The sequence below is a fragment of the Streptomyces saintjeani genome (genome assembly GCF_055409605.1).
The window spans coordinates 6,614,259-6,640,229 of sequence record NZ_CP189624.1; the positions used below are offsets into that span (position 1 = coordinate 6,614,259).

The window sequence follows — 25,971 nt, forward strand, 5'->3', positions numbered from 1 at the left end:
CGTGGGTTACCTCCACTCGCTGCCGAACTCGGCTTCGAGTTCGTCGATCTCTGCTTGGGACAGGGACACCAGGGGCAGGTCGGACGGCGTGTGGCCGCCCGCCGGTCCGGTGCGGCTCAACTCGTCGAGCGCCACGCACCACAGGTCGGCGAGCGCCTCGACCTCCGCCTCGGACCAGAGGCCGGGCGCCCAGGACCACATGGCCCGCAGCCCGTCGTCGTCGGCGACGACGGTGATCTCCAGGCCGTGCGCCACGGGGAGTCGGGGATCGTGCGCGGCACCGAGCGCCAGATCGCCGGGGAGTTCGTCGGGGACCGACGCCCAGTCGTCCGTGGGGAGTTCGCGCGCCGTACGGCCCAGGTAGTTGAACCCGACCTGAGGCACCGGGAGTTCGGCGAGTTCGGCGCCCTCCTCCGGGGCGAGGTGGCGCAGTACGCCGTACCCGATGCCGTGGTCCGGTACGGCCCGCATCTGCTCCTTGACCGCCCGCAACGCCGCTGCGGGGTCGGCCGGCCCGATCCCGGCGAGGTCGAGTCGGGCCGGGACGACGCTGGTGAACCAGCCGACCGTGCGCGACAGGTCCACGTCCTCGAACAGGTCCTCGCGACCGTGCCGTTCGACGTCCACCAGCAGCGCCGGACGCTGGTCCCACCGCGTGAACGCGAGGGCGAGAGCGGTGAGCAGAACGTCGTCCGGACCGGCGTGGAAGGCGGCCGGGACCGTGGTGAGGAGGTCGGTGGCCGACTCGGGCGGAAGGGTGCGGGTGAGGTGGCGGACGGTGCCTACGACGTCCCGCGCCGGATCGGGGGAGCGGTCGTCCGGCGAGGGGTGGTCCAACAGCCGCTGCCAGACCTCCAGTTCGGGGCGCCGCTTCTGCGCCTCGCCCGCCAACAGGCGCGCCCACTGCCGGAACGGCGTCCCCTTGGAGGGGAGTTGCTCACCGCGCCAGGCTCCGGCGAGGTCGGCGCGGAGGATGCCCCAGGAGACCCCGTCCACGGCGAGGTGGTGAACCGTGAGGAGGAGCCGCCCTTGCCGTCCGGGCCCGGCGTCGTACCAGACCGCCCGCACCAACTCTCCGCGCTCAGGGTCAAGTCGGTCGACCGTGAGATCCCTTGGACTGGTGACCCGTCTCACCGCGACCTGGATACTGCCCGGCGCCGGTATGTCGGCCGACCAGTCGGCCCCGACCCGCATCCGCAGCACGTCATGGTGGTCGACGACGGTCCGGAGCGCGGAGGTGAGACTCTGCTCGTCGGCCCCGACCGGCGTGACGAGCACCATCGACTGGCTGAACTTGCCGGTGGGGCCGCCACGTTCACGTAGCCGGTGCATCGCGGGAGTGAGCGGAACGGCTCCCGTCGCCGACTCCTGAACAGGCCCGCGCGAGGCGGCCGGACGGGAGGCGGCGATCGCCGCGAGGGCCGCGACCGTGCGGTGCTCGAACACGTCACGCGGGCTCAGCCGCAGCCCCGCCGCGAGCGCCTTGCTGACGAGGCTGATGGACGCGATGCTGTCCCCGCCGAGGTCGAAGAAGCCGTCGTCCAGGCCGACTTCGCGGCCCAGCACCTCGGCGAACAGGTCGCGCAGCACCCTCTCCGCCGCAGTGCGCGGCGCACGGTCACCACCGCTCTCGACCACCGGCACGGGAAGCGCGTCCCGGTCCAGCTTCCCGTTCGCCGTCATCGGCAGGGCGTCCAGCACCACGAACGCCTCGGGCACCATGTGCTCGGGCAGCCGCCGAGCCGCGTGCGCCCGCACATCCGCCGCATCCACCCCGGCCGCGCCCACGAGGTACCCCACCAACCGCCTTACGCCCGGCCGGTCTTCGCGCACCACTACTGCCGCCTGCTCGACCCCGTCGTACGACGTGAGTGCGCCCTCGATCTCCCCGGGCTCGATCCTGAGCCCCCGGATCTTGAGCTGACCGTCCGAACGGCCGCGCAACTCCAGTGTCCCGTCGGCCCGTTGGACCGCCAGATCGCCGGTGCGGTACATCCGGCTGCCCGGCGGACCGTAAGGATCGGCCACGAAACGCTCGCCGGTGAGAGCGGGCCGGTTGTGGTAACCCCGCGCCACCTGGGCGCCGCCCACGTACAACTCGCCTTCCACGCCGGCCGGTACGGGGTTCAGCCGCCGATCCAGCACGTACGCCCGCGTGTTCCACATCGGCCGTCCCACCGGCACCGGCCCTGACGGGAGTTCGTCGCCCGGCTCGATCCGGTGGTCCGTACAGCCCACCGTGAGTTCCGTCGGCCCGTAGTGGTTGATCAGCCGCACCCCGGGATGTTCCCGGCGCCATGCCCGCAGCGCCTCACCCACCAGGGCCTCGCCGCCCAGCATGAACTCCTCGGCCGGCGAGATGTCGTGCGGCAGCGAGGGGAGGAGGACGAGATGACTCGGGGTGGCCTTGAGGAACGTCAACTGCCGTTCGTCCGCGTCGTGTACGGCCGCGATGTGCACCTTGCCGCCCGCCGCGAGCGCGCCGTGCAGCGTCGTCACCGTCGCGTCGAACGACATCGTCGCGTGCAGGAGCGACGTTCCCCTGAGGCTCGGGTACTCCTCGACGCAACGGGCCACGTAGTTCGTGAGGTTGCGGTGCTCCACGACAACACCCTTGGGGCGCCCCGTAGTTCCGGAGGTGTAGATCAGATAGGCGGTGTCAGCCGGACGGGGATCGGCCAAGTCGCCTTCCCCGCCTGCGGCTTCGGGGCTCACGACCGGGCAGCCGACGTCCATCCGGTCCCGCGAGACGACACACACCGGGTCCGCGTCCGCCAGCAAGTACGCCGTCCGGTCGGCCGGGTGGTCCGGGTCGAGCGGCAAGTAGGCGGCACCCGACTTGAGTACGGCCAGGACGGCTACGGCGATGTCGACGGAACGGGGGAGGGAGAAGGCGACGATCCGCCCTGGTCCGGCACCGGAAGCGATCAGCGCGCGCGCCAACTCGTCGGACGACGCGGCTAGCTGGCGGTACGTCAGTTCTCGATGGGCGTCCGTCACGGCTACCGCGTCAGGGCGTCGAGTGGCCTGCTCCTCGAACATGCGCGGGAACGTCGTCTCCGGGACGTCCCGCTCGGTGTCGTTGAACTCCTCGACGATACGCCGGAGTTCGTCCGTCCCCAGGATCTCCAGCGCGCCGATGGGGTGGTCCGGGGTGTCGACCGCCGCTCGCAGCAACCGTTCCAGCCGCACGACGAGATCCTCGGCCGTGCATCGGTCGAACAGGTCGGCGCTGTACTGGAGGAACCCCTCGATACCGGCCGGGGAACCGTCCGGCGCCCTCAACTCGCCCAGGTTGAACGTGAGATCGACCTTCGTGGCACCCGTCTCCACCGGAATCGGCGTCGCCTTGAGACCCGGCAGCCGCAACTCCGGTTCGCTCGGCCGGAATGCCAGCATCACCTGGAACAGCGGATGCCGGGCCAGCGAACGAGGCGGCGCGAGCGCCTCGACCACCTGCTCGAACGGGAGATCCTGGTTCGCGTGCGCCGCGAGGTCGGTCTCCCGGACGCGTCCGAGCAACTCCCGGAAACCGGGGTCGCCCGACGTGTCGGTGCGCAGCACCAGCGTGTTGAGGAAGCACCCGACCAGGTCATCGAGCACCTCGTCCGTCCGCCCCGCGACCGGCGTCCCGATCGGGATGTCCGTCCCCGCACCGAGCCGGGTCAGCAACGCGGCGAGCGCGGCCTGCACGACCATGAACGGAGTCGTCCCCGTCTCCCCGGCCAACGTCCTTATCCGCCCGTGCAGTTCAGGCCCGAACCGCACGGCCACATCCCCACCCCGATGCGTCGCCCGAGCCGGCCTGGGCCGATCAGCCGGCAGCGCCAACTCGTCAGGCACCCCCGCCAACGCCCGCGTCCAGAACTCGACCTGCGGCCCCACGACCTCCCGGTCCCCCAGCAGCTCCTCCTGCCACACCGCGAAGTCCCCGTACTGCACAGCCAACGGTGCCCACTCCGGCACCCGCCCCGCCGACCTGGCCTCGTACGCGGTCGCAAGATCCCGCGCCAGCGGCTCCAGCGACTGCCCATCTGCCGCGATGTGATGCAGCACGAGCAACAGAACGTGCTCCTCCGGCCCGACCACGATCAGATGAGCCCGGATCGGCAAGTCCTCGTCCAGCCGGAACTCTTGAGCGGCAAGCGCGGAGAGGCGGGCGGAGAGAGTGGCGGAGAGGCTGAGTGGCTGAGCCACTTGCCCGGCCTCCGCGTCGGCCAAGGCGGCCCACTGGTCGAGTGGCTGATCCACTGCGCCGGGGTCCAGTCGGGTGGCCTGGTGGTCGAGTGGCTGATCCACTGCGCCGGGGTCCAGTCGGGTGGCCTGGTGGTCGAGTGGCTCAGCCACTGCACCGGCCTTGGCCGAGGTGGCCCACTGGCCAAGTGGCTCAGCCACTCCCCCCAACATCTCAACCCCCACCCGAACCCTCCCCACCCCCACCACCCGCTGACAAGGCACCCCACCCCCCGCCGGATAAACCGTCCGCAACACCTCATGCCGCCCCACCACATCCCCCAACGCCTCCTCCAGCACCCCCACATCAACCCCGCCCCCCACCAACCGCACAGCCAGCGGCACGTGATACGCCGCCCCCGCCCCCTCCAGCCGATCGAGGAACCACAACCGTCGCTGGGCGGAGGACAGCGGAATCTCCCCCGCGCCACGCCGGCGGAGGGGACGCGGGACCGTCTGTGCGGCAGTGCCGTTCACCCGTTCGGCGAGCCCCGCTGGAGTGGGGGTGGTGAATACGTCGCGCAGGGCCAGGGAGACGCCCAGGGCGCTCCGCACCCGTCCCACCAGGCGCAACGCGAGGAGGGAATGGCCACCGAGGGTGAAGAAGTTGGCGTCGGGGCCTGCCGTCGGGACGTTGAGGACGTCCGCGAAGAGGCCGCAGAGGGTTTCCTCCAGGGGCGAGCGGGGCACGCGGCCCGTGTCGGCGGAGGCCGACGGCATGGGGAGGGCGCGGAGGTCGAGCTTGCCGTTGGAGGTGAGGGGCAGGTGTTCGAGGGGTACGACGGCGGCGGGGACCGCGTACTCGGGGAGGCGGGCGGCGAGGTGGGCGCGCAGCTCCTCCGGGTCCGCCTCTGACACGGCGTATCCGATCAGCCGTTCGCCCCGGACGATCACCACCGCCTGCGTCACCCCGGGATGCCCCGCGAGGGCCGCCTCGATCTCGGCCGGTTCGATGCGGAAGCCGCGGAGTTTGAGCTGGGAGTCGGTGCGGCCGTGGAACTCCAGCTCGTCGGCGTCGGTCACGCGGACCCGGTCGCCGGTGCGGTACATGCGGGCGCCGGCGGGGCCGTGGGGGTCGGCGACGAAGCGTTCGGCGGTCGCCCCGGGTCGGCCGAGGTAGCCGCGGGCGACCCCGTTCCCGGAGAGGTGCAACTCCCCGACGATTCCCCGGGGTACGGGCCGGAGCGCCGGATCGAGGACATACGCGCGCATGCCGTCCAGCGGCCGTCCGATCGGCAGCGAGTCCGGTACCGAAGTGCCGTGAGAACAAGGCCGGTTGGTGGCGAAAGTGGTCGTCTCGGTGGGCCCGTACCCGTTGGTGACGGTCACCCCCGGACACGCCTCCAGCACCCGCCGTACGGCCCCCGAGGGCACCGCTTCACCCCCGGCCCACACCTCCCGCAACCCCGTGAAACACCCGGGATCCTCCTCGGCGGCGAGCCGGAACAGCCCGGCGGTCAGCCAGACGCCGGTCAGGGCATGACGTTCCGTCAACTGCCGTACGGCGAAGGCGTCGACGGGCACACCGTTTTCGGCGACGACAGCGGTCCCGCCCCCGAGGAGCGGCACCCACATCTCGTACGTGGAGGCGTCGAAGGCGGTCGGCGAGTGCACGAGGACGCGCGAGTGGGCGCCGCCCGTGAACGCCGAGTCCCGGGCCAGGGAGACGACGTCGTGATGGGTGACGGCGACCCCTTTCGGCGTGCCGGTCGAGCCCGATGTGTAGCTGACATAGCTGAGTTGACGGCCCGTCACGTGTACGCCGGGTCGGCTGTCCGACTCGTCCAGCAGCGAAGGGTCACCCGTCTCCACGACGCTCAGCCCGTCGTACGGCGCCACGTCCCCGTCGGTCAACAGCAGCCGTGCGCCGGTCTCTTCGAGGATCTGAAGAGTGCGGGCGTGCGGCGCGGACGCGTCGAGTCCGACGTACGCACCACCCGCCTTCAGTACGGCGAGCAGGGCCACGAGGAGACCGGAGGAGCGGGGCACGAGGACGGCGACCCGTTCCTCGCGCTGGACGCCCAGGCGCAGGAGCCGGTGGGCGATCTGGTTGGACCGGCGGTCCAACTCGGCATAGGAGAGGGAGTGTTCGCCCTGTACGACGGCCTCGGCGTCCGGCGTCGCGGCGACCTGGGCCGCGAACAGGTCGGGGATGCCGGCCCCGCCGCCCGTCGCGGGGGCACCGGCGAGGGTCGACTCCTCGCCGGGCAGGGTCGGGACGACGCGTCCGACGAGGGCGCCCGGTGTGCGCACGGCCTCCGCGAAGCGTTCCAGGAAGTGGACGAACCTTCTGTGGTGGGTGGTGAGTTCGGGTTCCGAGTACTGCTCGGTGCCGGCGTCGAAGTCGACGCGGACGCCGTTGCCGTCGGCGCGGTCGTAGACGTTGACGGCGAGATCCTCGACCGGTCCCGTGGACAGGTTGTGACGAGTCGTCGGGAAGGTCCCGAACCTCAACTCCGGCCCGAACGCCATGATGTTGACGACCGGCCCGAAGAACCGCCGCCCGCCCTCCGGCCAGTCCAGCTCCCGGCGCAGCTCCTCGCCCCGGTACCGCTGGTGGGCGAGCAACTCCCGGGTGGTGACGGCGGTTTCGCGTACGAGGTCGACGGCGAGGGCGTCGGGGCGTACGGGGATGCGCAGCGGGAGGACGTTGGACGCCATGCCCGGTGTGGTGAGTTCGGTCGGGGACGTGCGGGCGGTGACGGCGAGACCGAGGACGATCTCCTCGGCGCCGGTCATCGCGTGCAGGTACGCGGCGGTCGCCGCGAGGACGACCCGGGACCAGCGGGTGCCGGTCAAGTCGGCGGCGGAGTGGACGAGTTCACCGGTGACGTGACGCGTGCGGCGCAGGAAGCGTCCGGAGACACGGGGCGGCCGGGACGAGAGGCTCACCGGGTCGGGCCGGTCGGCGAGGGTCCGGTTCCAGTACGCGCGGTCCGCCTCGGCGTCGTACGCGTCATCGGCGGCGAGCAACGGCCCGAGCGGCGCGTCCGGAACGCCGACGGCCTCAGCGCCCAAACCTCCAACGCCCCCACCTCCAACGCCCCCACCTCCAACGCCCCCACCTCCAACGCCGCCACCTCCAACGCCCCCACCCCCAATACCCCTCGCCTCAACGCCCCTTGCCGCAAGGCCCGTTGTGTCAACGCCCGCCACCAGAGCCGTGTACGCCGCAGCCACCCGCCCCGCGATCAGCGAACAGCTGAACCCGTCCACAGCGATGTGGTGATACGCCTGGTACCAGACCCAGTGACCGTCCCCCGCCCGCAGCAACGCGTACCGGAACAGGGGCCCTTGCTCCAGATCGAACGGTACGGCGAAGTCCCGTTGCATCCACTCCCGAGCGGCCTCGACCCCGTCGACCTCCACGACCGGCATGGACCACGAAAGCTCCGGCTCGACCAACAGCCCCACGCCCTCGCCGTCTTCGACGAAGCGTGAGCGCAACGTCTCGGTGGCCGCGACGACCTGGCCCACGGCGGCCAGGAGCAGGCCGGGGTCGACGGCGCCGTGGATCTCGGTGAACTCGCCGACGTTGTACGCCGCGTCACCCCCGTCGAGCCGCGTTCCGAACCACATGGACCGCTGAGCGGCGGACGGGACGAGACGTACGGTCATCGGTGAACTCTCCTGAGCGTGGGGGTCGTAGGGGGCCGGGAAGATCAACGAGCCGCCCCCGAGTGAGCCGCCCCCGAGTGAGCCGCCCCCGAGTGAGCCGTCCCCGAGTGAGCGGCCCCCGAATGAGCCGCCCCCGAACTACCCACCCCCACCGACGCGTTGCCCACCAACTCGGCCACCACCCGCGCCCCGTCTGCTCCATCCACCCCACCCCCAGGCCAAGGCACCCGCAACCACGGCTCAGCGGCCACCAGTTGGACATCCCGCCCCTGCCGAGCCCGCCCCCCACCCGTGATGTTCAGCAGCACGACCTCATCGCGCCGAACCTTCCCCGCCCGAACCGCCTCCGCCAGCGCGGCCACCGCGACCCCCGCCCCCGGCTCGATGTCGATCCCCTCGGTCTCCTCGAACAGAGCCATACCGGCCAGCGCACCGGAGTTGTCGACGCACAACACATCACCCCCGCTCTCGACGAGCGCTTCCCGCACCCCACCCCGAACGGCGAACGGCGGGCGCCGATTCGTGAGTTCACGTGCGAGAGGCTCGCGCTCGCGGTCGGCAGGAGCACCACCGCGCCCGTGCCAAGCCTCGAACAACGGCGCGAACGGCGCATTTTGACACATCATCAGGCGCGGCAGGCGTTCCTCGCGAGCCCGCACCCGCCCGGCCGCCTCATGCACCCCGAGCGCCCCCGTACCGCTGCCGACCGCCTGCACGTACACCTCAGGCAGCCCCCCGATGGCCTCAACTGCCGCCAGCAGCACGGTCCCGAGCCCGTCCCGCCGCCCCACATTGCGCGAACCCCCCTCCGCCCGATGCCCCGGAAGCGAGGAGAGCAGATCGGCGCAGGCGATGGCGTCGCTGTACGTCGCGGGCCCGTCGAGGACGACGATCCGTACGCGCGGGTCGAGCGGCCCGGGGAACCGCATGCCGTCGAGGGCCGGCGCGGGGACGACGATGAGGCAGGGGACTTGATGGAGAGTCGCCGCCCAGGCGAACGCGGCGGCCGTGTTGCCCGCCGAGGGGATCACCAGAACAGGCGGGTCGGCGGGCAGCCGGCCGAGCACGGTGTACGCCTCAAGGTCCTTGAACGTGCAGGTCGGCAGATGTGCGCCGCGCTCCGGCCAGTGCCCGTTGAAGGCGGTCCACAGCCGATCGAGCCCGAGCTTGCGCCCGAGCTTCTCGGCGCGCAGGACGACAGGCCCGGGTACGTCGGGGAAGGTGCGCGCGACCGGCAGCAGCGACGCGAACCGGAACAGACCGGTACGCGGCGCCTCGAAAGGAGCCGCACCGAAAGACGCCGCACCGAAAGATGCCGCACCGAAAGGGGTCTCGTACTCCGCACGCAGGAACGCCGGTTCGTGCGTGCCGGTGCAGTCGAGGATCAGCCCGTCGTCCGCGTGCCGTGCCCCGCAGGAGGAGCAGACGAGCGAGTAATGCCGATTTCCCGCGTGTACTGAGGGGCGTACTCGGGACATTCCATTGCCTTCCGCAGGTCGTGCTTCGCCTTTCCATTGCAGCCGGGACTATGCAAAGAGCGGGAGGACCGGGAATTTCGGTTGGCCCAACGGTAGGTAGACATTCGGTGCTTCGTCAAGAAGTGGTATAGACCGGCTGATTGTTCAGTTCCGCTTCATTTTCCCTTCTCAGGCGGGGAGTCGAGGGTGTGTTAGCTCTGGCCGGACAGGGTTCCTTGACGAGAGGACGGCAGGGGAATGGGCGACAGGCCGACGCGAGCGCGGGTGCCGTGGCTGCCATCCGAGGATCCGGTTCGTTTTCTCCCGCGCATCGGAGAAGCGGCCTCGGGCGAATGGTTTTCGGGGAATGAGAACCGGGAATACTCGTTGCCCGCCCCGGAGTTGCTGCGCACCGCGTACCGAAAAATGGTCGTCGGCCGCCGCTTCGACGCGCAGGCCACCGCCCTCGCCCGGCAGGGCCGCCTCGCGGTCCACCCCTCCAGCCTCGGCCAGGAGGCATGCCAGATCGGCGCCGCCCTCGCGCTGCGCCCCACCGACTGGCTCTTCCCCACCTACCGCGACTGCGTCGCCCTGATCAGCCGGGGCATCGACCCCGTCGAGGCGCTCACACTGCTGCGCGGCGACGCCCACTGCGGGTACGACCCCGTCGCCCACCGCACCGCCCCCCAGTGCACCCCGCTCGCCACCCACACCGCGCACGCCACCGGCCTCGCCCACGGCGAGCGCCTCAAGGGCACCGACACCGTCGCCCTCGCCCTCCTCGGCGACGGCGCCACCAGCGAGGGCGACTTCCACGAAGCGCTGGGCCTGGCAGGGGTGTTGAAGGCACCGGTGGTCTTCCTCGTGCAGAACAACGGGTACGCCATCTCCGTGCCGTTCGCCGCGCAGAGCGCCGCACCGGCACTCGCGTACAAGGGAGTTGGCTACGGCGTCCGCTCCGAACAGGTCGACGGGAACGACGCGGTCGCCCTGATCGCCGTACTGAACAAGGCCGTTGAGAGCGCGCGTGCCGGAGACGGGCCCTGGCTGATCGAGGCGCACACCTACCGCATGGCGGCGCACACCAGCGCCGACGACCCCTCCCGCTACCGGTCCGCCGAGGAGGCCGAGGCATGGCGGGACCGGGATCCCGTCGAGCGGCTGGAGTCGTGGTTGATGGAGCGTCAACTCCTCACGTCCGCCGAGGTGGTGGAGATCGCCGCCGAGGCGGAGGCGTACGCGACCGGGGTGCGCGTACGGCTCGCCGAGGACCCGGCGGTCGACCCCCGTGGCCTCGTCGACCACGTCTTCAGCGCGCCCACGCCCCAACTCACCGAACAGCGCGCCGCGTTGGAGGGCTGCTGAGATGACCCCCACGACCATGGCCAAGGCCCTCAACACCGCCCTGCGGGACGCCCTCCTCGCCGACGAGCGCGTCCTCGTCTTCGGCGAGGACGTCGGACGGCTCGGCGGCGTCTTCCGCGTCACCGACGGGCTCACCGCCGACTTCGGTGAACACCGCTGCTTCGACACGCCAGTTGCCGAGTCCGGGATCGTCGGGCTCGCCGTCGGACTCGCCATGGCCGGGTTCCGGCCGGTCGTGGAGATGCAGTTCGACGCGTTCGCCTATCCGGCGTTCGAGCAGATCGCGTCCCACGTCGCCAAACTCCGCAACCGTACGCGCGGCGCGCTCACCCTGCCGATCGTCCTGCGCGTTCCGTACGGGGGCGGCATCGGCGGGGTCGAGCACCACAGCGACTCCAGCGAGGCGTACTACGCCCACACCGCCGGGCTGAAAGTCGTCACCCCGGCCACCGTCGGCGACGCGTACGCCCTTCTGCGCGAGGCCATCGACGACCCCGATCCCGTCGTCTTCCTCGAACCCAAACGGCACTACTGGACCAAGGAGAACGTCGAACTCCCCCTGCGCGCCGAGCCGTTCGGGACCGCCGCCGTCCGTCGCGCCGGGAGCGACGTCACGCTCGTCGCGTACGGGCCCGCTGTCGCCGTCGCCCTCGCCGCCGCGGAGGAGGCCGCCGCGGAGGGGCTGGACGCCGAGGTTCTCGACCTGCGGACGCTCGTTCCCCTCGACGATGCCGGGCTCGTCAACTCGGTACGGCGTACCGGGCGTTGTGTCGTCGTCCATGAGGCGCAGGGGTTCGCCGGGGTCGGGGCCGAGATCGTCGCCCGGGTTCAGGAGAGGTGCTTCGACGCGTTGCGGGCGCCCGTCCTGCGGGTCACCGGGCTGGACGTGCCGTATCCGCCGCCGCTCTTGGAGCATGCCCATCTGCCCGACGCCGCGCGGGTGTTGGCGGCGCTCCGGCGCGTGCACCCCGAGCCGGTGCGCCGCTCCGAACGCACCTTCCACCTTCCCGACCTGGGGGAGGGGCTCACCGAGGCCGAGGTCGTCGAGTGGCTGGTGCGCGTCGGGGATCAGGTCACCCACGACCAGCCTCTCGTGGAGGTCGAGACCGCCAAGTCCCTTGTGTCGCTGCCGAGTCCGTACGCCGGGGTGGTGACCGCGCTGCACTGTGACGCCGGGGTGGCGGTCGAGGTGGGCGCGGCGCTGGTGTCGGTCGCCGAGGTCCCGCTCACGCGGGAGCGCCCACGGCCCGACAGCACCACGGAAGCACTGCTGGAGTCCAACAGGCCCACCACGGACGCCGGTTCAGGCGCGGTCCTCACGGGCTACGGCACGGGCCGCACCCAGAAGGGCTCCACCGACGCCTCGAAGAGCCCCGCACCGGCCTCGGGGAGCGCGAGCCTCACCCCGGACGCTTCCCCGCTGGCTCCCGGAACCCTGGGCTTCACCCCGGACGCCTTCGTGCCGGCCCCCGGAACCCCCAGCCGCACCCCGGACGCCTCCGCCCCGGCTCCCGCAACCCCCAGCCGCACCCCGGACGCCCCCGCCCCGGCCCCCGGAACCCCCACCCCCCGAACCCCCTCCCGCACCCCCCTCACCCGCGCCACCGCCGACAAGTTCCTCCGCACCCAGCGCGACACCCCCGCCGTCACCATCTGGGCCGACACCGACGCGACCGACCTCCTGGCCCGCAAGAAGTCCGAAGGAGTCGGCCTCCTCGCCCTCTTGGCCGAGGCAGCCGTCAAGGCCCTGGAGAAGTACCCCGAGTTCAACTCACGGATCGACCCCGACCGAGGCGAACTGATCCAACTCCCGCACATCAACCTGGCGTTCGCGGCCCAGACCCCGAAGGGCCTGACGGTCCCGGTGGCGAGGAACGCGAACACGCTCCCCCTGCGGGACCTGTCCGAGGAACTCGCCCGCCTGACAGCCCTGGCCCGCACGGACACCCTGCCCCCCGACCACCTCACGGGCGGCACCTTCACCCTCAACAACTACGGCCCCCTGGGCGTCGACGGCGCGACCCCCCTCCTCAACCACCCCCAGACGGCGATGCTCGGCGCCGGCCGCCTCACGGACCGCCCCTGGGCGGTGAACGGCGAGGTCACGATCCGGACGATCCTCCCCCTCTCCCTCACGTTCGACCACCGGACCTGCGACGGCGCATCGGCGGCAGGCTTCCTCCACCACGCCATCGACACGCTCGCACAGGGGAGTTGAGACCGCCCCTCACCGCGAAACCCGGCGGCCACGGAACCCGCCGGACCACCGCGCACAACGGCCCGTTCAGCACTCGATGATGTCGACCGCCGGCCCACCCCGAGCCGTCTCCTCGTACTCATGGGGGAGCCCGAAGCCATCAGGCCGTCCTGGAGCAGGACGACATCGACTCGGTCGGACTGCGCTGGAAGCTCGGAGCCGAAGCACATCTCGCCGGCCTCGACGCGGACATCCCCGAACAGGGCGACTCGGCCGGCACGGCGCGGGTGACCGTCGACGAGAGTGAGGCGACCGCGCCCGTGGTCTACGCCCATGTGACCGTGTAGGAGGCATCCGGGCTATGAAATCCACCGGCCGCCGGGGCGGGAGGGCCATTTCCGCGTCGATTGCCCGCCTCAGGGCTGTGATGAACCCGCCTTCGGGAGGCGTAGGCGTGCCACCCCAGGGGACGGTCCTCCCCACAACGTGATCGGGCGACGGTTCCGCATCGCTGTGAGAGAACTCCTTCTGGGGCTGGGGCGCGGCCCGTGTGCGTCAGGCCGCCTCGAACGCCCACCGGATCAACGGGCTGGCCTTCTCCGGGCCGGCCGCCGCTGATACGCCCCTGCCCCTTGGCCCCGCGGCTCGTCGACGGCGCCCGCGAGGCCCCCCGGAATCTGATTCGGCTCCTCGCCAATCCGCGGCGCGACCTGCTCCGGATTACGCGTGGACCTGATCGCGAGCCTGGGAGGAAAGAGGATGAGGCGGACAGCGGTGGTGGGCTCCGGCGTGGCGGGGCTGACCGCCGCGTACATTCTGGGCCGGACCTGCCACGTCACCCTCTACGAAGCGGACGACCGGCTCGGCGGACATGCGCACACCCATGAGCTGGTCTCGTCGCACGACGGGCGGGTGCACCACGTGGACTCCGGGTTCATCGTGCACAACCGCCGCACCTATCCGCATCTGCTGCGTCTCTTCGACGAACTCGGTGTCGCCACGCAGGAGTCGGAGATGAGCATGTCGGTGCGGTGCGAGGGCTGCGGCCTGGAGTACGCCGGCGCCCGTGGCCCGGCCGGACTGCTCGCCCGGCCCCGCAGCGTCCTGCGGGCCTCGTACCTGCGGCTCCTCGCAGAGGTGCCCGCGTTTCACCGGGCGGCCCGGAAGCTGCTCGCCCACGAGGGGCAACAGGACCTCACCCTGGGCGAGTTCCTGGACCGGGAGGGCTTCTCGGGCTACTTCCGCGCCCACTTCATGACGCCGGTGGTGTCGGCCGTGTGGTCCTGCGACGCCGTCACCGCCCAGCGCTACCCGGCCGCCTACCTGTTCCGCTTCCTGGAGCACCACGGGCTGCTGTCGGTCGGAGGGTCACCGGTGTGGCGTACGGTCACCGGCGGTTCCAGCCAGTACGTCGACCGGGTCGCCAAGCACATCGGCGAGATCCGCACCGGCACCCCCGTCCGGGCGGTGCGCCGCCACCTCGACGGCGCCGAGGTGACCGCCGCCGACGGCACCACCGAGTCGTACGACGCCGTGGTGATCGCGGTCCACCCGGACCAGGCGCTGCGGCTGCTGGCCGATCCGACCGACCGGGAGCGGGAGGTGCTGGGAGCGTTCCGCTACTCGCACAACACCACGCTCCTGCACACCGACACCCGGCTGCTGCCCCGCGCCCGAGGCGCCCGCGCTTCCTGGAACTACCTCATGCCGTCCTGCACGGCGAGCGCCGACCGTGTGCGGGTCAGCTACGACATGAACCGGCTGCAACGCCTCGACGCCGCCGAGACGTTCGTCGTCACCCTCGGCGGCGAGGACCGTGTCGACCCCGGCCGGGTGCTGGCCCGCATGGTGTACGAACACCCCGTCTACACCCCGGAGTCGGTGGCCGCGCAGCAACGGCTGCCCGAACTGGCCGGTGACGTCTGCGTGTTCGCGGGCGCCTACCACGGCTGGGGGTTCCACGAGGACGGCTGCCGCTCCGGCGTCGAGGCCGCCGCGGCGCTGGGGGCGCGCTGGTGAACGAGGCCCTGTACGCCTGCACGATCCGCCACGTACGGACCGCCCCTCGCCGGTACACGCTGCGCCACCGCACGTACATGTGGCTCATCGACCCCGACCGTCCGCCCCGACTGCCGCTCCCGCTGCGGCCGTTGGCCCGGTTCGACCCGCGGGACCACTTCACCGGCGACCAGCCGTCCCTCCGCGCGGGCCTCGACGCCTTCCTCGCCGGGCACGGGGTCGATCTGGAGGGCGGTCCGGTGGTGATGCTCACCCACGCCCGGGTGTTCGGGTACGTGTTCAACCCGATCACCCTCTACTGGTGCCACGGCCCCGACGGCGAACCGCGCTGCGTGGTCGCCGAGGTCCACAACACCTACGGAGGCCGCCACGGCTACCTCCTGCACCCGGACGGGACCGGGACGGCCCGCGCCGGCAAGGAGTTCTACGTCTCGCCGTTCTTCCCCGTCGACGGCCGCTACCGCATGCGGCTGCCGCGCCCGGGACCCGGGCTCGACCTGACTCTGCACCTGGACCGCGAGGACGGCCGCGCCCTGACGGCCACCGTCCACGGCATCCGCCGCGCGGCGAACGTCCCGAACCTGCTGCGGCTGGCCCTGCGCCACCCGTGGTCCACCCTCGCCGTGTCGGCCGCGATCCGCTTCCACGGCATCCGCCTCTACCTGCGGGGCCTCCCCGTCCAGCCCCGGACCGACGACCACCGCGCCCCGGAGAACGTGACATGAGAACTGCCGAGCCCCGACACGCCGCCGAAACCCCGGCCGACGCGCACACCGACGTACGTGCCCACGCCGCCCGGTGGCCGGCCGTGGCGGCCGTACCCGCCTCGTCGTGGCCGCGTACGGCCGTGACCACCGCACTGGTCCGCCGGGCCCTGGAGGGGCTGCCGCTGCGGGCCCGGTTCGCCGGCCGCGAGGACATCGGAGCGGGCGGCCCGCTCATGGAGGTGTACGACCCGGCGGCCTTCCACGCCCGGATCGGTACCGGCGGCCTGGTCGGGTTCGGCGAGTCCTACATGGCCGGCGAGTGGGACGCCCCCGACCTGGTCGCCGCCCTCACCGTGCTCGCCGGACACGCGGCCGAGCTGATCCCGGCCCCGCTGCAACGCCTGCGCGGACTGTGGGCGCCGAGGCACCCGCACGAGGAGCGCAACACCCCCGACGGCTCCCGCGCCAACATCAGCCGTCACTACGACCTCTCCAACGACCTGTTCGCCCTCTTCCTCGACGACACCCTCAGCTACTCCTCGGCCGTCTTCCGCGGCTTCCCGGCCGGCTGGGACCAGCTGGCCGCCGCCCAGCACCGCAAGATCGACCGGCTGCTCGACCTCGCCGGCGTCGGCGAGGGCACCCGCCTGCTGGAGATCGGCACCGGCTGGGGCGAACTGGCCCTGCGCGCCGCCTCCCGAGGCGCCCGCGTCACCTCGCTCACCCTCTCCGCCGAGCAGCGGGCCCTGGCCCGGGAACGCGTGCGTGCGGCGGGCGTCGAGGACCGCGTCTCGATCGAGCTGTGCGACTACCGGGAGGCAGGCGGGGAGTACGACGCCGTCGTCAGCGTGGAGATGATCGAGGCGGTCGGCGCGGAGTTCTGGCCGGACTACTTCCGCACCCTCGACGCACGGCTCGCCCCGGGCGGCCGGGTGGCGCTCCAGGCGATCACCATGCCCCACGAGCGGATGCTCGCCTCCCGGGACACCTTCACCTGGATCCACAAGTACGTCTTCCCCGGCGGCCTCATCCCCTCCACCGAGGCGATCGAGGACACCGCCCGCGACCACACCCGGCTGCGCCTGTCCCGCCGTGACGCCTTCGGCGCCCACTACGCCGAGACCCTGCGCCTGTGGCGGGAGCGGTTCACCGAACGCGCCGACGAGGTCGGGGCCCTCGGCTTCGACGAGACCTTCCGCCGCCTGTGGACCTTCTACCTGGCCTACTCCGAGGCCGGATTCCGCTCCGGCTACCTCGATGTCCAGCAGTACTTGTTCACCAAGAGTCACAAAGAGAACAAAGAGAACGAAGAGAATAAAGAGAACAAGGGGAGCAGGGGGAGCAGGGGGAGCAAGGGGAATCCCGCCCGATGAACACCACCGCCCGGCCCGGTGCCGCCCACCTGCTCACCACCCTCGTCGAGGACGCGCTCGGCGCTCCCCTGCCGCTCCGCCTGCGCGCCTGGGACGGCAGCGAGACCGGCCCGGCCGACGCACCCGTCGTGGCGGTGCGCTCCCGACGCGCGCTGCGGCGACTGCTGTGGCAGCCCGGCGAGCTGGGCCTCGCGCAGGCGTACGTCACGGGCGAACTCGATGTCGAGGGCGACCTCGCGGAGTGGCTGCGGACCATGTGGGCGGCGCAGCGGGAGCGGGGCCCGCGCCCGCCCCGACGGACGTCCACCGACCGGGCCCGCGCGCTCGTCACCGCCGTACGCCTCGGTGCCGTGGGGCCCCCGCCGCCCGCGCCCGCCTCCCAGGCCCGGCTGCGTGGCGGCCTGCACAGCCGGGCCCGTGACCGGGCCGCCATCAGCCACCACTACGACCTGTCCAACGACTTCTACGGCCTCCTCCTCGACGAGACCATGGCCTATTCCTGCGGCTACTGGGCGAGCGACGAGCCCGGCTTCACCGCCGCCGACGCCCAGCGGGCCAAACTGGAGCTGATCTGCCGCAAGCTGGCCCTGGAGCCCCGTGCCCGGCTGCTGGACATCGGCTGCGGCTGGGGCTCGCTCACCCTGCACGCGGCCGAACGGCACGGCGCCCAGGTCACCGCCGTCACCCTGGCCCGGGAGCAGGCGGCGTACGTGCGCGGACAGGTGCGCGAACGCGGGCTCACCGAGCGGGTGGAGGTGGTCTGCCAGGACTACCGGGACATCCAGGGCGGCGGATACGACGCCGTCTCCACGGTCGAGATGGGCGAGCACGTCGGCGATGCCGAGTACCCGGCGTTCGCCGCCGCCCTGCACCGGCTCGTCCGGCCGTGCGGGCGGGTGCTGGTGCAGCAGATGTCGCGGGGCCGGGGCTCCCCGGGCGGCGGAGCGTTCATCGAGGCGTACATCGCCCCCGACATGCACATGCGGCCCCTCGGCGAGACCGTGGTCCTGCTGGAGGAGGCCGGTCTGGAGGTCCGGCACACGGAGTCGCTGCGCGAGCACTACGCCCGTACGGTCGCCGCCTGGCACCACACCCTGGAGGAGCGCTGGGACGCGTTCGCACGGCTGGCCGGTGAGGAGACCGCACGGGTCTGGCGGCTCTACCTGGCGGGCGCGGCACTGGCCTTCGAGGAGGGGCGGATGGGCGTGGACCAGATCCTCGCCGTACGCCCGGGACCCGACGGCGCCGCCGGTATGCCGGCCACCTCAAGCACTTGGTACGGAGACCTGTGAACACCTTCCCGTGGAGTGCGTTCGCGCTCAACCTGGCCTGGGCCGCCGCCGCGGCCCTGACGGTCATGCTCGTCACCTTCGCCGTCGCGGTCCGCGCGGGCCTGCACCGGATCGTGGACGTCGCCTGGGGGATCGGCTTCACGGCGGTGGCGGCCGTGACCTTCGCGGCATCCGCCGGACACGGCGATCCCGTACGGCGGCTGCTGGTGACCGTGCTGACGGCGGTCTGGGGGCTGCGCCTGGCGGTGCACATCGCCCGCCGGGGCCGGGGCCAGGGGGAGGACCCGCGCTACGAGGCGATGCTCGCGAAGGCGCCCGGCAGCCGCAACGCGTACGCCCTGCGTATGGTCTACCTGCTCCAGGGCGCCCTGGTGTGGCTGGTGTCCCTGCCCGTGCAGGCGGCCCCCTACCTGCCCGGCCGGCCGTCGTTCCTGGTCTGGGCCGGAGTCGCCCTGTGGGCGGTCGGGGTGGGTTTCGAGGCGGTCGGCGATGCTCAGCTGGCCCGGTTCAAGGCCGATCCCGCCCATCGCGGACGCATCATGGACCGGGGGCTGTGGGCGTGGACCCGGCACCCCAACTACTTCGGCGACTTCTGCGTCTGGTGGGGTCTGTTCCTGCTCGTCTGCGACTCCCCGGTGGCGGCTGCCGTGTCCGCCGTGTCGCCGCTGGTGATGAGCCTGCTGCTGACCAGGGGCAGCGGAAAGCGGCTGCTGGAACGGCACCTGGCGGACCGGCCCGGCTACGCCGAGTACCGGGCCCGCACCAGCGGTTTCTTCCCCCGGCCGCCGAAGCGGGGGACAGGCCGGCGGCGATGGTGACACCGAGTCCCCTTCCGCAGCCCGCGGCCCTGCGGACGAACCCGGTGCCTGGTCCGTGACCGCCGCGCTGCCGTCCGCGCTGGCTGGGACGGCACCCGCGCGGCCCCGTCCCCGCCGTGCTGCTCGGCCACTCCGCGAGCAGGGGCCACGCCGTCCGGTCGGTGCCCAGCACCCTGCTCAGGACATCGTGCGGCGCGTAGCCCGTCACGTGGGTCACGCCCGTCAGACCGCTGAGGGCCGCCGCGCGGGCCACCGGACGAGGGCGGGCGCGGCAGCCGTCCGGTCCGCCACAGGCACCCCGCCCACGCTTCAGCGGACACGGGACCTCCGGCGCGCCGGCGTGCTCAGCCGGATGCGGGTGGACGAGGTGTACGGCGCGGAAGCCCGCTCGGCCTCCGCGATCACGGCGTGCAGCGGGGGCAGGACGGCGTGCGGAGGCGTCCCCGGGTGCAGCCAGACCCGTAGACCGACGTCCAGGCGTTGCCGGCGGCGGGGCAGTACGCGGGCACGGGCGCGGGCGACCCCGGGGACGGTCGCGGCGCGTGTGGTCAGGGCCTCCGCGAGGGCCTGGGCGCGGACCGAGGAGCCGGGAGCGGGCAGGGCCAGGCGCCGGGTCGGGCCCGAGCCGAGCTGTGCGAGGGACCAGTACGCGAGGAGCACGGTCAGGGCGATCGTCGCGGCCAGGACAGTGGGGGCCCACCAGCCTTCGGCACGGAGCTGTGCCAGGCGGGGGCGGTCCAGCAGGACGGTGCCCGCGCCGGCGGCCGGCCACCACGAGGGCAGCCGCTCCCGGAGGGGGCCGCCGGTCAGGGTGAGCCATGCGCCCACCAGGAGCATGGTGAGCCCGGCGACGGCGAGGACGGTCCGGTTGACGCTCGTACGGGCGCGCCTCATGACATGCCGCCTTCCGGGGTGCGGGCGGACACCGGCACGGGCCGGTCGGGCAGGTGATCGCGGGGCGCCTCCCGCACCGGGTGGAGAGGCGGGCACCAGACCGGCTCCGGGACGACGGTGACCCGCAGCCGGGGGACGCGACGCAGGCCGCAGGCGGTCAGGGCGGCCCGGGCGGCGGATGTGACGGCGTCCCGCGTGTCCGCCCGGTCGCCGAAGCGGAGACCGGCCCGGACGGTGACGCGGCGCCTGCGCACCCGTACGCGTACCGCTCCGGTCCCCGCCACGTCCGCGACCGCGTCATGGACCAGCGACAGCACTGCGGAACGGTCCACCGCCGCGTCCACACGGGCTGCGGACGTCCGGACCGTGGACTGGCGGCGCCGGCCCGGGGTCACCGCGAGCAGGATCAGCCAGGCGCCGAGCAGGGCGGTCAGCGCGCCGACGGCGACCACGGCCGGATCGCCCGGCCCGTGCTCCGACAGCCAGTCCACGGCCCGGACCCGCCAGGGCGCGACCGCCCGATGAGCGGTGTGCACCTGGACCATGTCGAAGGCGAGCGCACCACAGGCCGCGGCGGCCGTCGCCGTGAGCACGGCGACGGGGACCCGGCGCTGGGACCACCAACGGCGGGGCGTACGGCCCTCGTCGCTCGGAGGAGCGGGGGACGCCGGTCCGCGCAGCGCGGCCAGCGAGGTGACCGTGACCCGCGTGGAGGTCACGTCCAGCCCCGTCAACTGCCCGGTGCGCGCGGTGACATGGCGCTGGACGTCCCGCACGGTGTCGGCGAGGGGAGCCGGGTAGGGCAGCGTCATCCCCAGGGAGAGCTCCGCCCGCCCGCCGTGCACGGACGCCGTGGCCCGGGTCGCCCGGGAGGCGTCCCGTCGCGGGAGCGTCTCGGTGGCCGCCTGCTCGGCGATCCGGCGCACGGCTCGTTCCGAGACGGTGGTGGTGCCCCGCTCGGCCGGGGCCGTCATCGGCGGTTCCGCTCGAACGCGTCGCGTACGTCCTGGACGCTGCCGCCGCCCTCGATCCACCGGCCCAGCGCCCAGCCCAGGCCGCCGAGCGCGGCCACGAGCAGGAAGGCGCCGAACCCGCCGAAGAAGCCGGCGAACGCCAGCGCCATGCCCGCGGTCATTCCCACCACTGGTGTGCTCATGTCCCTGTGCCTCTCACCTCGTACGACCCACCGTGTGCCTCGTGCCCGGCGCCGTCACTCCACGCGGGAACCGGCGCTGCTCTCGGACTCGTCCTCGTCGGGCAGGTGGACGTCGTTGACGGTGATGTTGACCTCGACGACCTCCAGGCCGGTGATCCGCTCCACCGCGTCGACCACGTTCTCCCGGACGTCCCGGGCCACGTCCATGACGGAGACGCCGTACTCGACGACCAGGTCCAGATCGACCGCCGTCTGCCGTTCGCCCACCTCGACCTTGACACCGCGTCCGACGTTCGGCCGGCCCCCGGGGACGCGGTCACGGACGGCGCCGATGGTGCGGGAGAGGCCGCCGCCCATGTCGTACACACCAGGGATCTCGCGGGCCGCGATGCCGGCCACCTTCACGACGACGACGTCGGCGATCGAGGTACGGCCCCGGTCGGGCGCGGGCTGGTCGGCCCCGGCCGTGCCGCCGGACACGGCCGTGGTGTGGGGCGGCCTGCCGGTCTGCGGGGCGGACAGGTCCTTGGTGGCGGATGCGGTCTGCGTGGTCATCACGGGTTCCTCTCGGCTTCGTCCTCGATGGGCTCTCACTTCGTCAGACCCGATCCGGGCGCGTCTGTGACGCGGGACCGGAAACGAATCCGAGGGGTGCCACGGATGTGGCACCCCTCGGACGACGCCGCGTCAGCTGGTGGGCATCAGGACGCTGTCGATGATGTAGACGGTGGCGTTGGCGGTCTGGACGTTGCCGCAGACGACACCGGCGGAGTCGTTGACCTTGTAGGACTCGCCGGAACCGGAGGTCGTCAGCTTCGACTTCTCCAGAGTCTCGAAGGAGCCCTTCTCCAGGTCCTTCGGCGTGAGCTTCTGGCCGACGACGTGGTAGGTGAGGATCTTCGTCAGCTGGGCCTTGTCGGCCAGGACCTTGTCGAGGGTGGCCTTCGGGATCTTCGCGAAGGCGTCGTTGGTCGGCGCGAACACGGTGATGTTCTGGGCGTTGTTGAGGGTGTCGACCAGGCCGGCCTTCTTCACCGCGGCCACCAGGGTGGACAGGGCGGGGTTGTTGGAGGCGGCGGTGGCGACCGGGTCCTGGGCCATGCCGTCGAAGGAGCCGGCACCGCTCGCGGGCACGGCGGAACAGGCCGAACCGAACGGCTTGTCCGTGGCGGTGCCGCTGCCGGACCCGGTCATGCCGTCGTCCGAGGCGGAGGCCGGCGCCGACGCCGTCGGCGAGGAGTCCGACTTGGCGGAGTCGGAGCCGCTGTCGGAGCAGGCGCTCAGGGCGAGGGGCAGGACGGCCGCGGCGGCCAGGGTCACGGCGGTACGGCGGATACGGGTGTTCATGGTGTTTCTCCTGTTGCTCGGAGCAGCCTGAGCTGCGTTGACATGGGGAAATGGGGAAGGGGAAAAGTGGCTCGGGGGATCAGTCGACGGTCACGACCACGGAGTGCCATCCGCTCGCGCCGTCGGGGATCGTGCGGGTACGTTTCTCGGTCTGCACCGCGCCGGTGCGGTCGGTGGCCCGGACGGTGAGGGTGTGGCCGCCCTTGGTGGCCTGCCAGGGGAAGGACCACTGGCGCCAGGTGTCGGCGGTGTCCTCGACGGCGAGCCGGGCCTCCTGCCAGGGGCCGTCGTCGACGCGGATCTCGACCCTGTCGATGCCGCGGTGCTGGGCCCAGGCGACGCCGGCGACCATCACCGTGCCCGCTGTGGGGCGGGCGAACGGCTTCGGTGTGTCGATGCGCGACGCCGTCTTGATCGGCGCCCTGCGTGCCCAGCCGCGCCTGACCCAGTAGGGGTCGTAGGAGTCGAACGTGGTGAGCTCGATGTCCTTGATCCACTTGCAGGCGGAGACGAACCCGTACAGGCCGGGCACCACCATGCGGACCGGGAAGCCGTGCGCGAAAGGCAGGGGTTCGCCGTTCATGCCGAGGGCGAGGAGGGCGTCGCGGCCGTCCATCACGTCCTCGACCGGGCTGCCGATCGTCATGCCGTCCACGGAACGGGCCACCAGCTGATCGGCGGGGCCGCCCTTCGAGGGCGGCTTCACCCCGCACTCGGCCAGCAGGTCGGCCAGGCGTACGCCGGTCCAGCGGGCGTTCCCGACGTAGGGGCCGCCGACCTCGTTGGAGACACAGGTCAGCGTGATGTCCCGCTCGACCAGGTCACGGCGCAGGAGATCGTCGTAGGAGAGTGTGACCGGGCGGGTGACGCCCGTGCCGTGGATCCGCAGCCGCCAGGACGTCGCGTCCACCTTGGGCACCACGAGGGCGGTGTCGACGCGGTAGAAGTCCGCGTTGGGCGTGACGAACGGGCTGAGGCCGGAGATCCTCGGTGCCGCGCCCTTCGGCACGGCGGGGGCGCGGGACGCGGGCGCGGGCAGCACCACGTTCCGCCGGGAGGCGACCGCGCCCTGTCCCGCGGCCCCGGTCAGGGACCGGCCCAGCAGACCGGCTCCCGCCGAGGCCACGGCCGCCGCGCTCGCCGCGATCACGAAGCCGCGGCGGTCCCAGTCCCCGCCGGACGCGACCGTCGGCGGTGCGGGGGACTCCGTGCGGGGTGCGAGGCGGCCCGTGAGCACGTACAGGAGTACGGCTGCGGCGACGGCCCCGGCCACCGAGGGCAGCGCGTCCGTGACGCCGGCCGAGTCGGGCCGTCCGGTCGCCGCGAGCGCTCCCACCACCCCGAACAACAGCACGCCCGCCGCAGCCGTACGGCGGAACCACAGTCCGGCAATTCCCAGGAACACCGCGAAAAGCGCGAGGACCGCGAGAATTCCCAGCTGGAGAACCAGCTTGTCGTCGGTGCCGAAATTCCGGATCGCCCAGTCCTTGACCGCGGCGGGCGTGCGGTCGATCGCGGCGCCGCCCACGGCGACGACCGGACCGGCCTGCGGGCGGACCGCACCCGCCACGGCCTCGGCGACCGCGAGCGCCGCGCACCCGGCCAGCGCACCGCTGAGCGCGCCCAGCAGCAGCCGCGCCGGACCGGGCCGGCGGCGGGGGTCCTTCTTGTTCTCGGTCACGTGGGGAATCCGGTTCTGAAGCCCCGCCGGATTGGTCGCGCCCACGATCGGATGAATTCTTTTTCGCCGCCCATCCGCACCCGCTTCGGCTACGGATTACGTCTCGGACGTTTTTCCTTTCGCCGGTCGCCGGAGATGGCGGCGGCCGTCCGCATCCACCGGGTCCTCGCGGCCCGAAGTACCGCGTAACGGGGACCGCACCGAGGTGTCCAACCATGGGAAGACCGGCTTTCGGAAGACCGGACGAGAGGAGCCGCCCAGTGGCGGGGGCCCGCACACCGAGAGCACCATCCGGCAGCGCACCACCGGACACCCGGCCCGACACGGACGACGACCTGCTGGCGGTCCGTGCCGCCGAGGGGGACGAGGACGCGTTCGCCGTGCTCGTGCAACGGCACGCGCCGTCGCTGACCCGGCTCGCCACCCGGCTGCTCGGCACCACGACCGAGGCGGAGGACGCGGTCCAGGACGCCTTCCTCAGCGCCTGGCGGAGGCTGCCCGAGTTCCAGGGACGTTCCTCCTTCGGCACCTGGATATACCGGATCGTCACCAACCGCTGCCTGAACGTACTGCGTTCCCGCAGGCCCACAGCCCCGCTGGAGGCGGCCGGAGAGGTGGCCGCGGCCGAGTACAGCACGTCCCCGGCACGGATCACCGAGGCCCGGACCGCGGTACGGGAACTGCGCGAGGCCCTCGACCTGCTGACGGCCGAACAGCGGGCCTGCTGGGTGCTGCGGGAACTGGACGGGCGGTCCTACGAGTTCGTCGCGGAAGCGGTGGGCATCAGCGAGGAGGCCGTCCGCGCCCGTGTCTTCCGCGCACGCCGTTGTCTGACACAAGCACTGGGGGCCTGGCGATGACCGACCGGACCGACCCGCCGTACGGCACGTCCACGCATGACGGCGATGACGAACTCCTGCCCTGCGGACGGCTGCTGTCCCGAGCGTGGGCCGACTGGGAGACCCGGACCGACGGCACCCACGCGCGGACCTGCCCGCACTGCCGGCAGGCGGTACGCGGGCTCGACGAACTGGAGTCCGCCGTACGCGGGCTGCGCACGGAGACGGCGGACGCGGGCTCCTACGACGCCGAGCCGCTGACCCGGCGGATCATGGACGTCGTCCGCCTCGAACTGCGTCCGGGCCGTCCCCTGCCGCTGGGCGAACCCTCCGAGGACCTGTGGATCATGGAGGCGGTCGCGGCCCGCGCCCTGCGGGCCGCGGCGGAGACGGTTCCCGGCGTCCGCGCCGGCTCCTGCCGCCTCCTCGACGTCCCTGAGGACGGAACGGTCGAGGTCCGCCTCGACATCCACGCTCCGACCGGCGTTCCCCTGCCCGACCTCACCGCACAGGTGCGGGACCAGGTCGGACGGGCCGCCGACCGTGCCCTGGGCATGGGCATAGCGGCCGTGCACATCCGGGTCACCGATCTCCTCCCCCCGACGGCCGACGACGACCGGGAAGGCCGTACGCCATGACCGAGCACACCGCGAGGACCCCGCACAGCACGCTCGCCGAGGAACTCGCCACCGCCGTGACCGGTGTTCCGGGGGTGGCTTTCCTCCGGCCCGGCCTGGCCGACCGGCTGCGCACCGCGCTGCCGCGACAGGCGCCGCACCCGGCAGGGGTCCGGATGACCCGGCCGGACGGCGAGGGGCCCTGGCACGTCGAGATCCACGTCGTGGCGCTCCGGCAGGTGCGGACCGTGGACGTGGCGCGCGGTGTCCGCGACGAGGTAGGACGCCGCCTGGACGCCCTGGCCCCCGCCGAACCTCCGCCCCGGGTCACCGTGACGGTCACGGGGCTCCTCTGAGG

Annotated in this window: 17 protein-coding genes and 2 pseudogenes; 11 read left to right on the plus strand and 8 right to left on the minus strand. The window is 72.5% G+C overall.

Annotation, left to right across the window (positions count from 1 at the left end; all coding sequences use genetic code 11):
* Positions 1-6: 6 nt before the first annotated feature.
* Positions 7-7,851, minus strand: a complete 7,845-nt coding sequence (locus ACQCO7_RS30240) for an amino acid adenylation domain-containing protein (protein WP_464074776.1) — start codon at positions 7,849-7,851, stop codon at positions 7-9.
* 44 nt (positions 7,852-7,895) lie between these two features.
* Positions 7,896-9,329, minus strand: coding sequence for a cysteate synthase (locus tag ACQCO7_RS30245; protein ID WP_464074777.1), 1,434 nt, complete (start codon positions 9,327-9,329; stop codon positions 7,896-7,898).
* 237 nt (positions 9,330-9,566) lie between these two features.
* Here ACQCO7_RS30245 and ACQCO7_RS30250 point away from each other — a divergent pair, with 237 nt between their 5' ends.
* The 8 genes and pseudogenes from ACQCO7_RS30250 to ACQCO7_RS30285 all read left to right on the plus strand — a co-directional run bounded on the left by ACQCO7_RS30250 (position 9,567) and on the right by ACQCO7_RS30285 (position 19,079).
* Complete coding sequence (locus ACQCO7_RS30250; protein ID WP_464074778.1) at positions 9,567-10,673, plus strand: thiamine pyrophosphate-dependent enzyme; 1,107 nt, start codon at positions 9,567-9,569, stop codon at positions 10,671-10,673.
* Position 10,674: 1 nt separating this feature from the next.
* A pseudogene (locus ACQCO7_RS30255) lies at positions 10,675-11,868 on the plus strand (alpha-ketoacid dehydrogenase subunit beta); the annotation flags it as partial.
* A gap of 402 nt (positions 11,869-12,270) precedes the next feature.
* Positions 12,271-12,891: pseudogene (locus ACQCO7_RS30260) on the plus strand (2-oxo acid dehydrogenase subunit E2); the annotation flags it as partial.
* A 738-nt stretch (positions 12,892-13,629) separates the two neighbouring features.
* Positions 13,630-14,889 (plus strand): NAD(P)/FAD-dependent oxidoreductase, encoded by a 1,260-nt coding sequence (locus ACQCO7_RS30265; RefSeq protein ID WP_464074779.1) that lies wholly within the window; start codon positions 13,630-13,632, stop codon positions 14,887-14,889.
* Entirely contained in the window at positions 14,886-15,614 is a 729-nt protein-coding gene (locus tag ACQCO7_RS30270; protein WP_464074780.1) for a DUF1365 domain-containing protein, read from the plus strand. Before ACQCO7_RS30265 ends, ACQCO7_RS30270 begins: the two co-directional genes overlap by 4 nt.
* Positions 15,611-16,969: a class I SAM-dependent methyltransferase gene (locus ACQCO7_RS30275; protein WP_464074781.1), complete on the plus strand. Its 1,359-nt coding sequence runs from the start codon at positions 15,611-15,613 to the stop codon at positions 16,967-16,969. Before ACQCO7_RS30270 ends, ACQCO7_RS30275 begins: the two co-directional genes overlap by 4 nt.
* Entirely contained in the window at positions 16,966-18,261 is a 1,296-nt protein-coding gene (locus ACQCO7_RS30280; protein ID WP_464074782.1) for a class I SAM-dependent methyltransferase, read from the plus strand. The genes ACQCO7_RS30275 and ACQCO7_RS30280 overlap by 4 nt, the downstream gene beginning before the upstream one ends.
* Complete coding sequence (locus ACQCO7_RS30285) at positions 18,258-19,079, plus strand: DUF1295 domain-containing protein (protein WP_464074783.1); 822 nt, start codon at positions 18,258-18,260, stop codon at positions 19,077-19,079. The genes ACQCO7_RS30280 and ACQCO7_RS30285 overlap by 4 nt, the downstream gene beginning before the upstream one ends.
* Before the next feature lie 309 nt (positions 19,080-19,388).
* Here ACQCO7_RS30285 and ACQCO7_RS30290 read toward each other — a convergent pair whose 3' ends face one another.
* From ACQCO7_RS30290 to ACQCO7_RS30315, 6 genes are all read right to left on the minus strand, one after another.
* A complete protein-coding gene (locus ACQCO7_RS30290; RefSeq protein WP_464074784.1) occupies positions 19,389-19,973 on the minus strand; it encodes a hypothetical protein in 585 nt (194 codons plus the stop codon).
* Complete coding sequence (locus ACQCO7_RS30295) at positions 19,970-20,947, minus strand: DUF6286 domain-containing Asp23/Gls24 family envelope stress response protein (protein WP_464074785.1); 978 nt, start codon at positions 20,945-20,947, stop codon at positions 19,970-19,972. Before ACQCO7_RS30295 ends, ACQCO7_RS30290 begins: the two co-directional genes overlap by 4 nt.
* Positions 20,944-21,129: a hypothetical protein gene (locus ACQCO7_RS30300; RefSeq protein ID WP_464074786.1), complete on the minus strand. Its 186-nt coding sequence runs from the start codon at positions 21,127-21,129 to the stop codon at positions 20,944-20,946. Before ACQCO7_RS30300 ends, ACQCO7_RS30295 begins: the two co-directional genes overlap by 4 nt.
* A 54-nt stretch (positions 21,130-21,183) precedes the next feature.
* Positions 21,184-21,684 (minus strand): Asp23/Gls24 family envelope stress response protein, encoded by a 501-nt coding sequence (locus ACQCO7_RS30305; RefSeq protein WP_464074787.1) that lies wholly within the window; start codon positions 21,682-21,684, stop codon positions 21,184-21,186.
* 132 nt (positions 21,685-21,816) lie between these two features.
* A complete protein-coding gene (locus ACQCO7_RS30310; RefSeq protein WP_464074788.1) occupies positions 21,817-22,476 on the minus strand; it encodes a fasciclin domain-containing protein in 660 nt (219 codons plus the stop codon).
* Positions 22,477-22,555: 79 nt separating this feature from the next.
* Positions 22,556-24,157: a sulfite oxidase gene (locus ACQCO7_RS30315; RefSeq protein ID WP_464074789.1), complete on the minus strand. Its 1,602-nt coding sequence runs from the start codon at positions 24,155-24,157 to the stop codon at positions 22,556-22,558.
* A gap of 260 nt (positions 24,158-24,417) precedes the next feature.
* Here ACQCO7_RS30315 and ACQCO7_RS30320 point away from each other — a divergent pair, with 260 nt between their 5' ends.
* Genes ACQCO7_RS30320 through ACQCO7_RS30330 form a run of 3 tightly spaced genes read left to right on the plus strand, consistent with a single transcriptional unit; the run spans position 24,418 to position 25,969 of the window.
* Positions 24,418-25,017, plus strand: a complete 600-nt coding sequence (locus tag ACQCO7_RS30320; RefSeq protein ID WP_464074790.1) for an RNA polymerase sigma factor — start codon at positions 24,418-24,420, stop codon at positions 25,015-25,017.
* Positions 25,014-25,634, plus strand: a complete 621-nt coding sequence (locus tag ACQCO7_RS30325; RefSeq protein WP_464074791.1) for an Asp23/Gls24 family envelope stress response protein — start codon at positions 25,014-25,016, stop codon at positions 25,632-25,634. The genes ACQCO7_RS30320 and ACQCO7_RS30325 overlap by 4 nt, the downstream gene beginning before the upstream one ends.
* Positions 25,631-25,969, plus strand: coding sequence for an Asp23/Gls24 family envelope stress response protein (locus tag ACQCO7_RS30330; RefSeq protein ID WP_464074792.1), 339 nt, complete (start codon positions 25,631-25,633; stop codon positions 25,967-25,969). The genes ACQCO7_RS30325 and ACQCO7_RS30330 overlap by 4 nt, the downstream gene beginning before the upstream one ends.
* Positions 25,970-25,971: the final 2 nt, after the last annotated feature.

Coding starts and splice junctions, on each gene's coding strand:
- ACQCO7_RS30295 (WP_464074785.1), bottom strand. CDS start 20,947: ATGACGGCCCCGGCCGAGCGGGGCACCACCACCGTCTCGGAACGAGCC.
- ACQCO7_RS30310 (WP_464074788.1), bottom strand. CDS start 22,476: ATGAACACCCGTATCCGCCGTACCGCCGTGACCCTGGCCGCCGCGGCC.
- ACQCO7_RS30250 (WP_464074778.1), top strand. CDS start 9,567: ATGGGCGACAGGCCGACGCGAGCGCGGGTGCCGTGGCTGCCATCCGAG.
- ACQCO7_RS30305 (WP_464074787.1), bottom strand. CDS start 21,684: ATGACCACGCAGACCGCATCCGCCACCAAGGACCTGTCCGCCCCGCAG.
- ACQCO7_RS30280 (WP_464074782.1), top strand. CDS start 16,966: ATGAACACCACCGCCCGGCCCGGTGCCGCCCACCTGCTCACCACCCTC.
- ACQCO7_RS30300 (WP_464074786.1), bottom strand. CDS start 21,129: ATGAGCACACCAGTGGTGGGAATGACCGCGGGCATGGCGCTGGCGTTC.
- ACQCO7_RS30330 (WP_464074792.1), top strand. CDS start 25,631: ATGACCGAGCACACCGCGAGGACCCCGCACAGCACGCTCGCCGAGGAA.
- ACQCO7_RS30245 (WP_464074777.1), bottom strand. CDS start 9,329: ATGTCCCGAGTACGCCCCTCAGTACACGCGGGAAATCGGCATTACTCG.
- ACQCO7_RS30290 (WP_464074784.1), bottom strand. CDS start 19,973: ATGAGGCGCGCCCGTACGAGCGTCAACCGGACCGTCCTCGCCGTCGCC.
- ACQCO7_RS30275 (WP_464074781.1), top strand. CDS start 15,611: ATGAGAACTGCCGAGCCCCGACACGCCGCCGAAACCCCGGCCGACGCG.
- ACQCO7_RS30265 (WP_464074779.1), top strand. CDS start 13,630: ATGAGGCGGACAGCGGTGGTGGGCTCCGGCGTGGCGGGGCTGACCGCC.
- ACQCO7_RS30240 (WP_464074776.1), bottom strand. CDS start 7,851: ATGACCGTACGTCTCGTCCCGTCCGCCGCTCAGCGGTCCATGTGGTTC.
- ACQCO7_RS30325 (WP_464074791.1), top strand. CDS start 25,014: ATGACCGACCGGACCGACCCGCCGTACGGCACGTCCACGCATGACGGC.